14 protein-coding genes are annotated in these 10,507 nt (G+C 59.7%); 8 read left to right on the forward strand and 6 right to left on the reverse strand.

Annotated features, from left to right (window positions below):
* From WN73_RS12665 to WN73_RS12675, 3 genes are all read left to right on the forward strand, one after another.
* Positions 1–194: hypothetical protein (locus WN73_RS12665; protein WP_271553055.1), on the forward strand; the 194-nt coding region annotated here is incomplete at its 5' end.
* A gap of 299 nt (positions 195–493) precedes the next feature.
* Positions 494–643: a hypothetical protein gene (locus WN73_RS12670; protein WP_167771324.1), complete on the forward strand. Its 150-nt coding sequence runs from the start codon at positions 494–496 to the stop codon at positions 641–643.
* Between the two features lie 96 nt (positions 644–739).
* Positions 740–934, forward strand: coding sequence for a hypothetical protein (locus WN73_RS12675; protein WP_028172834.1), 195 nt, complete (start codon positions 740–742; stop codon positions 932–934).
* A 121-nt stretch (positions 935–1,055) separates the two neighbouring features.
* Here the strand turns inward: WN73_RS12675 and WN73_RS12680 are convergent, their stop codons facing one another.
* Together WN73_RS12680 and WN73_RS12685 are read right to left on the reverse strand one after the other, a co-directional pair.
* Positions 1,056–1,733 (reverse strand): ParA family protein, encoded by a 678-nt coding sequence (locus WN73_RS12680; protein WP_027547672.1) that lies wholly within the window; start codon positions 1,731–1,733, stop codon positions 1,056–1,058.
* Positions 1,734–2,146: 413 nt separating this feature from the next.
* Positions 2,147–2,500, reverse strand: a complete 354-nt coding sequence (locus WN73_RS12685) for a hypothetical protein (protein WP_271553058.1) — start codon at positions 2,498–2,500, stop codon at positions 2,147–2,149.
* A gap of 486 nt (positions 2,501–2,986) precedes the next feature.
* Between WN73_RS12685 and WN73_RS12690 the strand changes: the two genes are divergently transcribed.
* Positions 2,987–3,931 carry an AEC family transporter gene (locus WN73_RS12690; protein ID WP_271553060.1) on the forward strand — a complete coding sequence of 315 codons (945 nt, stop codon included), beginning with the start codon at positions 2,987–2,989 and terminating at the stop codon, positions 3,929–3,931.
* Between the two features lie 128 nt (positions 3,932–4,059).
* Here the strand turns inward: WN73_RS12690 and tenA are convergent, their stop codons facing one another.
* The gene (gene tenA, locus WN73_RS12695) at positions 4,060–4,734 is read right to left on the reverse strand and encodes a thiaminase II (RefSeq protein ID WP_271553063.1); all 675 of its coding nucleotides are present in this window, start codon (positions 4,732–4,734) and stop codon (positions 4,060–4,062) included.
* A gap of 300 nt (positions 4,735–5,034) precedes the next feature.
* Here tenA and WN73_RS12700 point away from each other — a divergent pair, with 300 nt between their 5' ends.
* Entirely contained in the window at positions 5,035–5,205 is a 171-nt protein-coding gene (locus tag WN73_RS12700) for a hypothetical protein (RefSeq protein WP_011090125.1), read from the forward strand.
* A 28-nt stretch (positions 5,206–5,233) separates the two neighbouring features.
* On the opposite strand, the gene WN73_RS12705 is transcribed toward WN73_RS12700, so the two are convergent.
* Positions 5,234–5,485 carry a hypothetical protein gene (locus tag WN73_RS12705; RefSeq protein ID WP_011090126.1) on the reverse strand — a complete coding sequence of 84 codons (252 nt, stop codon included), beginning with the start codon at positions 5,483–5,485 and terminating at the stop codon, positions 5,234–5,236.
* A gap of 197 nt (positions 5,486–5,682) precedes the next feature.
* Here WN73_RS12705 and WN73_RS12710 point away from each other — a divergent pair, with 197 nt between their 5' ends.
* Positions 5,683–5,841 carry a hypothetical protein gene (locus WN73_RS12710; RefSeq protein ID WP_122975533.1) on the forward strand — a complete coding sequence of 53 codons (159 nt, stop codon included), beginning with the start codon at positions 5,683–5,685 and terminating at the stop codon, positions 5,839–5,841.
* Positions 5,842–6,704: 863 nt separating this feature from the next.
* On the opposite strand, the gene WN73_RS12715 is transcribed toward WN73_RS12710, so the two are convergent.
* Entirely contained in the window at positions 6,705–7,487 is a 783-nt protein-coding gene (locus tag WN73_RS12715; RefSeq protein ID WP_271553065.1) for a hypothetical protein, read from the reverse strand.
* Between the two features lie 306 nt (positions 7,488–7,793).
* On the opposite strand from WN73_RS12715, the gene WN73_RS12720 reads away from it, so the two are divergent.
* Both WN73_RS12720 and WN73_RS12725 read left to right on the forward strand, forming a co-directional pair.
* Complete coding sequence (locus WN73_RS12720) at positions 7,794–9,197, forward strand: tyrosine-type recombinase/integrase (RefSeq protein WP_271553066.1); 1,404 nt, start codon at positions 7,794–7,796, stop codon at positions 9,195–9,197.
* A 272-nt stretch (positions 9,198–9,469) separates the two neighbouring features.
* Positions 9,470–10,024 carry a hypothetical protein gene (locus tag WN73_RS12725; protein ID WP_271553068.1) on the forward strand — a complete coding sequence of 185 codons (555 nt, stop codon included), beginning with the start codon at positions 9,470–9,472 and terminating at the stop codon, positions 10,022–10,024.
* Positions 10,025–10,317: 293 nt separating this feature from the next.
* Here the strand turns inward: WN73_RS12725 and WN73_RS12730 are convergent.
* A partial coding sequence (locus tag WN73_RS12730) for a hypothetical protein (RefSeq protein WP_271553070.1) occupies positions 10,318–10,507 on the reverse strand: 190 nt, incomplete at its 5' end.

Raw genomic sequence — 10,507 nt, forward strand, 5'->3', positions numbered from 1 at the left:
CGACAACTCTCTGGGTGGATCCTTCCTCCACTGGTAATACGCGCCGTCGGGGCGCACCGTACGGCTTCACATGGGCCGACAAATATCCGGCGTCGGCCTGGCTGCGCCGCGACATCGGCCTGAGCGAGGAGGTCGTGACGCGGGAGTGGAATCGGGTCGACGAGATCAGGCGCAAATATAGCGGGTGGGTTTAGCGCGACGCAATCTCACCTCGTGCACGCTGCCTTCCCTTCTCCCCTTGTGGGAGAAGGTGGCGCGAAGCGCCGGATGAGGGGTTTCTCTCCGCGCGCAAACTGTCCGTGGGGAGGGAAACCCCTCACCCGTCTCGCCGCTTACGCGGCGAGCCACCCTCCCCCACAAGGGGGGAGGGTAAGAGACCTCGTGGTTAACCGCGCCCCAATCGGCTTCGCATCCGCCGCATGGCGCATCCACGTCTCGTTTACGCTCTGGCGCCTATCGTTTTTCTCCAAAGCCTTCCAAAGGGGGAATGACCATGGGACATCGCAGCCGGCCTACGGCCGCACAGCAATTCGCGCCCGCCGATCTTTTGCGGGGAATCCTGGTGGTTTCGTCGTTCGGGTTCTGGGCGGTGATGCTCGGCCTGATGCCGGTGCTGCTGTTTCGGGTCTGGCTCGTCGGCTGACGAGAACGCGCGCGGATGGTTAAACCCGCGTCACAAATGCGTTCAAAATGCGAGCGGCGCAGCAACCCGGAATTTTAAAACATCTCGCGTAGCGTGATGCCCATAAGCGAAGAAATCGCGGGGGCGTTTGTGAATAGTCAGAATGAAATGGCGTCGCATTACGACGCACGACAGAGCTTTACCACCGAGGAGAGCTTCACCACCGAGGACATTCTCTGGGCCGCCGGCATCTGGTCGGTGATCCTGACGCTGTCGCCGGTCATCGTGTTCTACATGCTGATGGTGGCGTAGCGTTGATCTCGAGATTTCGGGTCTGGCGCTAGCGCGCCATCCCGGAATGACAGGGTGAGGCCCAAAACGCAAAACGCGCGGACGTCCGCGCGTTTTTCGTCCGGGGAATGATTTGTGAAAATTATGCCGCCTGCTTGTGCATTGCGCCGGATGCCGACGCCGTGCCGCGAATGGCCTTGACCGAACGCTCGATCGCCGCCCACAGCCTTGCAATCTCCTGAGCCGCACGGCTCTCGGCCTGATACTCACGCGCGCCTTCGCCGTGGCTGAGCGCCATCAACAAATCCGAACGATTGGTGATCTGACCGCCCCACACCGGAGCACGGAATTTCGCCAGCGCTTCGCGGGCGATGGTGACGATCGGGCTTTCGGCTTCGTCGCGCTTGGCCGGAGCACCGTTGAGCACGACCGCGTAGGGCTTGCGCGCCGCGCGGCACATCTGAATGGTTTCCTGCACCGCGTTGACGTCGAACACGCCAGGCCGCGCCGGAATGACCACCATGGTTGCGTTCTTGATCGCGTCGTCGACGACGGCCGAGAGGTTCGGCGGCGTGTCGATCAACACCCATTCATAACCGTCGCGCTTGGCAGCGGAGACGATGCCGCTGACGGAGTTCACGGCCGATTTGATCGGCGGTTCGTTGGTGCCCCGCAGCTTGTGCCACAGCGTGAGCGACCCCTGCGGATCCGCGTCCACGAGCATGACCTGTTTGCTCGCCTTGATCTGCGCGGCGAGATGTGCGGCCAGGGTACTCTTGCCCGAGCCGCCTTTACGCGATGCAAAAACAATAACGTTCATACCTTCGGCCTCCAGATTGACCCCAGGCTCCGAAAATGAATCACCGCGCTGATTCGGGAAAGAAAAATTTACCGGGAGTTGCTCTGCAGCCACGAAATAACAAGACGTGTTGGCTTTTGAGTCACACTGCTGCGCGCGACAAGACACGAACGGCAATCAAGAGCCTGCGATGCGCGCAATCGTTGGTTTTTTTGAGCAGCGAGAAGGGGAAAGCCGGAATGCAACCTTGCCGCGCAAACCGTCTCGCGACTCTTTTCGATCACGTGTGGCGGTAATTTCCGCAAGCAGGCGCGCAGGGCGCGCGAACAAAACGAGTCCGGTAGCTGTCGCGGAGCCTATGTCGTCAAGCGCGAAGACGCGCTTCGCGCTTTTGCCAAGGCATGAGTTTCAGGAAAGGAACGCGCCTGTCGCGCTCAGCCTTCTTCGGATTTCTTCTTCCTGGCCACTTTCGACGCCGGCTTGGTGCTCTTCTTCGCCGTCTTGGGCGCGATGTTGGTCGGCTTGCCGGCGCGGGCCTGGCCCGGCTCGGGTCCCTGGCGGAAGAACACTTTGCACTGCGGCGAGAGCTGCGCCTTCTTCTGGATCATGCAGGCGGTGATGGCGTCGACGTTTGGCACGAACTCGCCGCACAGCCGCATCGCATCCGGCGTGCAGGCCTGCTGCTCCTCCTGCGTGTAGGCGAAGCCGGCGCCGGGGTGGACCAGGACGGCCAGGGCAAGCCCCGACGCGGCAGCAAGAGCGGACTTCCTGAAGTGAAAAGCGGGCATCGATCCCCCCAAATGTCTGGTCGGGGCGGAGTGTGGGTGAACCGCCGTTCGTTGGCAACGAGGCCGGAGGCGAAACCCCTGATGTGTGCGCTCTCGGCAACAGGGCGGGCCTTCTCCTCCGCTGTCGTCACCCGGCTTGACCGGGTGACCCAGTATTCCAGAGACGCCTGACGTTCCCCGAGGAGCCGCGGCGTACTGGATCCCCCGCCTGCGCGGGGGATGACGGCGGTGGGAGGGGAAGGACTCCGGCTAACGCCTTGGCGGGACTAACGAGATCAGGTTTCCACTGCTGGCCCTGACGCCCTCAAAACAAAAACCGCGAAAACAACCCCATGCACAGTAGCCGCGGCCTTGATATGCCCAGCGAAATCGCTTCCTGCGGATTTTACGAAGCGGTTTTGACTCGTCGGGCAAAACAGGGGCATGATGGCATCATCGAGAGTGCGTGGGGTGGTCGGCTGATATCCCCGTGAAGAGAGGGGGCGCATGGCCACCGTGTTGATCGTCGCGCCGGTGTTTGCCCTGATCGCATCAGGCTATGCCGCGGTGCTGTTTCGCTTCGTCTCCGAGACCGCGCACAAGGGCATCTCCGAATTCGCCTTCAGCATCGCGATCCCTGCCCTCCTGTTCCGCACCATCGTCGTGTCGGAATTCCCCGACGTCAGCCCCTACCGGATGTGGGGCGCCTATTACGGCGCCCTCGCCGTCACCTGGATCGCGGCGCTGGCGCTCTCGGCCCTGCTGCGCGCGGGGCGCGAGGACCGCGAGGACGGCGTCGTGTTCGCGATCGGCTCGGTCTACGGCAACATCGTGATGCTCGGCATTCCCCTGACGCTCTCGGCGCTCGGCAACGAGGCGGCAGGGCCGATGGCGCTGATCCTGTCGGTGAACACGCCGCTGCTCTGGCTCTGCGGCATCCTGCAGATGGAGCTCGTCAGCCGCAAGCGGACCGGCTCGGCGCTTTCGGTGATCCAGCCCGTGCTCGCGGACCTCGCGCGCAACCCCTTGATGCTGGCGATCGGTTTTGGCGTGGTCTGGCGCTTCACCGGCCTCGGCCTCAATCCCGTCGTCGACCGGACCATCGAGCTATTGGCGCAGGCGGGATCGCCGGCGGCGCTGATCGCGCTCGGCATCAACCTGTTCCGCTTCGAGGTAAAGGGCGAGATGTCGAGCGTCGTCGTGATGAGCGCGCTCAAGCTGCTGGCGATGCCGGCGGCCGCGTTCGTGCTGGCCAAGCTGCTCGGCCTGCCGCCGACCGCGGCCGGCGTGGTCGTGCTGTTCGCGGCAATGCCGACCGGCGCGAACGCGTACATCTTCGCGGTTCAGTATCAGCGGCTGGTGAACCCGGTGTCGGGGGCTGTGGCGCTGGGCACGCTGCTGGCGGCGGTGACGTTGCCGGTGGTGGTGATGATGGTGGCGGGGGTGAGGTAGGTCGCGCCGACAGACGTGGTTTCCGTTAGGCTTTCAGGAATCGTGACGGAAGCTCGACCCGACAGATCGAGGAGCATCGTCATCGTAATTGTATAACCTTCAGGTTATGAGCCTCACTGCCGAAAGGGCTATTGAACAAGCTGGCCCGCGCGCCACGCCATCTCCCAGAAGTCTGCCTCGAGTCGGGTGGCTTCCTTGAAGATCGCAATCAGCTCTGCCTCGCGGGCCGGCGTGGCGTAGAGATCGGCGAGATGCTCCATGTGCGCCCGCGCCTTGGCAGCGACCTCCTGGTACGGCGCGCCGGCGTACTCGGCGATCCAGACGCGATAGGCGTTCGTCGCGGCGTCCGCATCGGGTCGCGCGGCGAGCCGTGTGGCGATCTCCGCGTACCCGATCACGCAGGGGGCAAGCGCCACCTTGAGCGCCAGCAGATCGCCGCGCATTCCCGCGTCGAGCACGTAGCGTGTATAGGCCAGCATCTCGGCCGCCGGAGGGGTCTGTTCAAGGTCTGTCGGGGACAGACCCCAATCGGCGCAGAGCTTCACATGCAGGTTCATCTCGACATCAAGGATGGCCGAAAGGCCGGCCGCGGCTTCACGCATGTCGGCAAGTCTGGGCGACTTGTAGACCGCGAGCGCGTAGGCGCGAGCAAACTCGATGAGGAACAGGTAGTCCTGAACGAGGTAGTGACGAAACGCCGCTTCGGGGAGCGAGCCGTCTGCCAATCCGTTCGTGAAGGGATGCTCGGTGTAGGCCCGCCACTCAACGGATGCTGCTGTCTTGAGACGCTCGAAGAAACTCACGATCTTTTTCGCCCGGCTTGCTTGTCCATGAACGTCCTTGGCTCGCTACCGATAGCGCATTGCGAACCGAGGAGCTACGGTGACCGCGGACAAAACTGGCTTTGAGCAGCGTTGCGGATGGGGCACTCCCCGCGTCGAGAGTTTTGTGCACTGTCACCGTAATGCGATCCGGCCGAGATTTCGCCGCTGCCGGAGAACATTTCGGACCGCCAGTTCTTCCAGCAACTCGCGCTATCGAACATCATCACGACGGCCGAGGCGTTGGCAGCGGTCAAGACGGGCGACATCCCGGCGCCGCTAATGGCCATCGTGAGCGCGATGCCGGCCGATCAGCAATTCAACGCCGAGATGCTGCTCTCAGGCGCCACGGTGTTTCAGCGCAGCCATCCAATGACGGCGGCGATCGGCGCGGCCTATGGCTCGAGCGATGACCTGATCGACGCATTCTTTCGGGCCGCCGCGACGCTGTGACCGGAGAAGATTGACGGGGAGGAGGCTCCTAGGGGGCGCTCGGCGGCGTGCAGCATCCCGGCGCGCAATAGTTTTCGGGGCGTCCTTCGGCGCGGCCCTTCCAATATATCGCGCTGCACTCGGCAATTCTGAGATTGGCGTTCGACGAGTAGAGCTTTTCGCCGAGTTTGAGGCAGACGGCGAAGGCGAGCAGGCAGATCACGAAGAGTGTGACAATGCGCCAGTCGTTATCGCTGTCGCCGGAATGATGCTGCTGTTTCTGGTCAATGCAATTTGACATCGGCAATGTTCTTCCAAAATCGTCAATGTTTTTCCAAATGCGAGAGAAAATTCTGACACCTAACCAGTGATTGTGTCAACCGGAGGCTGTGCGCGGTTTTGCAGTGCGTTAACAACTCCTGATCGGGCCTTATGCCCGGAGTCCAATGAAAGGCCGCCCCTATCGGGCGGCCTTTCGCATTCGAGAGGGGGAAATCCATGTTTTCGAGGGATGTGCTCGACGCGCTGGTCGCGGCCGCAAATGCCAACGCCACGGTGTTTCAGCGCAGCCATCCAATGACGGCGGCAATCGGCGCCGCTTACGGCTGGAGCGATGCCCAGATCGACGCCTTCTTCCGGACCGCGGCGGCGCTGTGACCGGAATTACGGTGACACTGCACTAAACTGAAGTCGCCTGACGTCGTGCAGTTTCGTGCACTGTCACCGTAATTCCGGCTTGCTTGTCAATGAACGTCCTTGGCTCGCTACCGATAGCGCATCGCGAACGGAGGAGCTACGGTGACCGCGGACAAAACTGGCTTTGAGCAGCGTTGCGGATGGGGCACTCCCCGCGTCGAGAGTCTTGTGCACTGTCACCGTAATGGCATGAAAGGCGCGGCCGATCTCCATACCCAGGTGCAAGAACCTCGGCTGGCCGACCTTCCCCAAGGGGCCGTTTTTCTTTGCGCATATCTGGCCACACGCAAAAAACCGCCAAGGTCTCCCTCGACGGCTCGTGCCGTTGCATTTGAGTAGAGGTACTGCGTCGAGCGGTGGTCGAACGCAGCCCGTGCTTGCTCTTATTTGGACGCACACGACCTTCAATGAGGCCGGTGGGTGCGTTGCCACTGTGTCGGGCCAACGATCCCCGATCCTTATCACATGTGACTGGCGGCGACGCTCTTCAAGCCAGCACTGCTGTCCCGTTCGATGAAATGGCAAAAGCAGATTTTCCAATTAAGTCGCTGCGCTCCAGCCCGCTGCGCGGGAGCCAGAGGCGAGAGGTCGGTAGCCAGTTGAGAGGATATTGGTAGCAGTGGAGAGCCCCGTCCCTGAGAATCGAGGCGTAGTCAACCTCACTCAGGAAGGAGCTCGGCGCCAAGCTCACTAACCGGTGGCCGCCGGCAGCACTAAACCGAAGTCGCCTGATCTCGTGGAGTTTCGTGCACTGTCACCGTAATTCAGGATTGGGAGTTTAGTGCGCTGTCGCCGTAATTCTAAAAGATGAGGGTGAGATCGCCTCAGTCTATCACCGTTTTGATGTAGTCCTTGCTATCATCACCGGCGGCGACCGCCTCAATCAGCGCCATGATATCGAAGATATCGATATAGTGAACGACGGCCAGATGACTTCCATCCATGCCTCCGCGGACCACCATGCCGCAGAGCCGCTTTGAAGTTCGGTCAAATACGGGCGCGCCACTGATTCCGGTCAGATTTTGAAACGATGGCTCATGATATCCGGCAACCCCTCGTCGAAGTGTAGGATCGGCTGAGATACCCACATCAGTGAACTCAAGACGGCACCAATTGACCGAGATGTCATGGCCGTCGATAGCTGTAGGATCTTTGAGCATCCCTATCACGACAAGCTCGTTACCTGGACGGGAGGTACCGATACGGTGCACGTCTAAGGGAAACGCAGTGCCGTGGAAAAATTCTTGACCAATCTCTTGCGAGAACTCGATCACGCAAAGGTCAATGATATCTGTTCCAATCGCCTCCCGCCGAGGACTTGAAGGATACCTGATACCCTGGATTGAAGCGAACCGGCTGCCCTTTTTTCCATGTCTATCTTGGGTGACCAGCAACGCTTCGGGTGGAAAATCGCCAAAAACGTGCCGACAGGTGACTCCGAACAACTTACTGGCAAACGACACAACAAAGAGCGTCCCGCCGTGAGTGGCATATGGAAACTCTTCTAGTCCCGTCGCGAACAGGACCGCGCGCACCGCGCTGGCGAGTTCCGACTCTGGCGGTTCGTCCTTGTCGCTATCCAGTTCGACACGCACCAACGACGACATTCATCGGACCCAGCATTCGCCACGCACTCTGAGAGAGTACGCTCGAAATACCATGTCGCGTCAGCAGCTTGAGTGGGACTGCACAAGAATTTTGGCACTGGTACAGTTGGGTGGGCTCGAACCACCGACCTCCTGTTCCACAGTTAGCTGCCTGGCCTAACTCGGCATAACATGGCCTAACATGAAAAAACGTACAAGCGACTGAACTTGTTAGCATTATAGCAATTGTTATCGAATGGCCTAACTAGATATAACCGGGTATAAATCCCTTCCGCCGTTACTTCTGCGTTACTTTTGGGAGGGGGAATGACCAAGGCTCTGACGGCCGCGAGCGTTGCAAGGTTCCGCGGAATCGAGGGCAGATGCCGAGAGATACCCGACGGCGGCTGCCGTGGCCTCTACCTGTTAGTGTTCTCAAGTGGACGGAAAAGTTGGGCGCTTCGCTACCGCCGACCAGGCTCAGGTCGGCCTGCCAAGCTGACCCTGGGCTCTGTATATGATGCTGCCGACGGGTCTGAGATCGACATCAAGCCCACCATTGGTGGCCACCTCTCCCTAAGGTCCGCTCACCGTCTCGTTGCCGAGCTCAAGCACGAGATATCGCTGGGGCGAGATCCCGGCGCGTCCCACATAGCGGCGAAGCGAGAAATCGTGACCTCTGACAAGTTCGGAGGCGCGGCAGTAGACATCATTGAACAATATGCCAAGCGGAAAACGCGAAGGTGGCTCGATACTGCTCGGCTGCTCGGGCTCAGGCCTAAAGTCGACGAGGAGCAGCTCGAGACGATTCCCAAAGGGCTGGCGGAGCGCTGGCGTGATAAACCAATCACCCAAATCAACAGCGACGACATTTACGCGGTCATCGAGGAGACACGCGAAAAAGGAATACCTGGTCTAGAGCGGCGTAAGAAAGGAGCCAGCGAGAGCCGCTCCCGGTCTGTATATGCCGCCTTGTCGACTATGTTCGGCTGGTTCACGGACAGACGTCGGTTGAAGCTGAACCCGTGCACCGGTGTCCCCAGACCGGAAACACCGAAGAAGCGAAAGCGGGTTCTAACAAATGCTGAGATCGCTATGTTCTGGGCGGCCTGTGAGGAGGTCAGCGAACCGTTCACTCAATTATTCCGGCTGCTGTTGCTAACCGGCTGCCGCCTGAAGGAGGTCTCGGGAATGCGTCGCTCCGAATTGAGCGACGACGGCCAGACTTGGATCATTGGCGGCGAGCGGACTAAGAACCACGAGACTCATATCGTTGCACTCGCGCCGTTAGCCCGGGACATCCTGGCGAGCGTCCGCAGCGGGTTTGCGAACAACAATCTCATCTTCACCACTACCGGCAGCACGCCGGTCAGCGGCTTTAGTAAAGCAAAGAAGGCGCTCGACGCGGCGATGCTCGCCATCGCGCAGAGGCAAGCTATCGCCGCGGGTCACGATCCGAGCGAGGTAAAGATATTGCCCTGGCGGCTCCATGATTTGAGACGCACGCTTGTCACAGGGATGAACGACCTAAAGATAATGCCACACGTGGTCGAGGCCGCGGTCAATCACATTAGCGGATACAAGGCCGGAGTAGCCGGCAACTACAACTACGCCCAATACATCGATGAAAAACGCGCTGCTTGGGAAAGATGGGCTGCCCACATTGCGCGCTTGGTTGAGGACCGACCAGCGAACAACGTCGAGCCGCTGGGGCTCGAGAAACAATCGTGAGGCTTGCAATCACGACTACCCCGCAACATGTTGCATAGACGTCAAGTCGGAGAGCGAGTTTTAGAAGATCTATGCTGCTTTGCAGCAAGGACACGGGCAGCTCCTTGGTAGGTATTTCGATCTCCAACAGCAACAGTCGACTATGAGATGGAAAAATAATGGGCGCCCTTAGAGGCCACACGGTGCACCGAAGCGCTCCACGATCTCGCGCCAAAACGGCTTGGCTCGCGGGCGGTCTCGACCAACGCATTGCTTTAGGGCTGCCTGAGGCCATGAACATACTACGGCTCGATCGCGCGCAGCCGGTAAACGTCGATAGTTTTCAAGCAGCGGTAATCACGTCAATCCGCAAGATCCGAGACGGTCGGCAAATTGACCCAACTCCGGTGCGGCAAAAGCGGAACTTCGTTCACTGTGCGAGTACAATTCGGGAGGTTCAGAAACATCTGATCTCCGGCGCTGTTTCGCGTGAGAACAAGGACTTTGCATCGAAACAATACCGCCATCTTGACAAGGTAGCGGCTGAGATCGAAGCAGCGGCCGATCAGATCGAAAACCGACGAGGCGGCGGCTCAGAAATCAGCCGAGCTGACAAAGCTAGAAAGCACATCAGTGTACGGCACGCTTCTGCACTAATTCATATGTACGGGCAGTGCGGGACACCTACCGTGACCGAGGGCAAACCTCTTTTGCAGCTCAGCAAGCTCCTTTTTGAGGTTGCGACCGGCAAGGACACGGGCAGCCTAAAAAAGCCTGCGCTTGCGATGTTTATCAAAACCAATCTGCATCGGTTTTTTGGCTCTACTGTCCGGCAAAAAGGAGGGTGATCAACTCGGCCAATCTCGAGCACGAGTAATGAACCCATACGTCCGTGGACGAGCGTACCGGTTAAGGTTAGCTCCTAGTTGTTAGAGAACGGAGCTAACACTTTGCAAAAGATATCAAAGGTTGATCGGAACGGGACTCCCCCTCCACCCCAATACCCGACTCCACCGCCACCGAGGTGGATGCGAAACGCCGCGCTAGCCCGCTACCTTAACGTCTCAGCGATGTGCATTTGGCGTTGGCAGCGCGACCCCTTGCTCAATTTCCCGCAGCCAACTCGAATCAACAACATCGACTACACCAATCTGAATGAGGTCGATGATTGGATGCGGTCGCGGGTTGTTAGGCGCGAGAAGGTAGTGTGATGAACCTCAAACGATTTTACATTCACCACGTCGAATCCACTGGCAACGATCTCAGGTTTGAGGAGCAGCCGTCCTTTCCGCCATGCCTGACGGTCGACCTGATTGGCGATGACATCGAGC

Origin of the sequence: Bradyrhizobium sp. CCBAU 45394 (assembly GCF_028128655.1) — a bacterium.
GTDB classification, from domain to species: domain Bacteria; phylum Pseudomonadota; class Alphaproteobacteria; order Rhizobiales; family Xanthobacteraceae; genus Bradyrhizobium; species Bradyrhizobium diazoefficiens.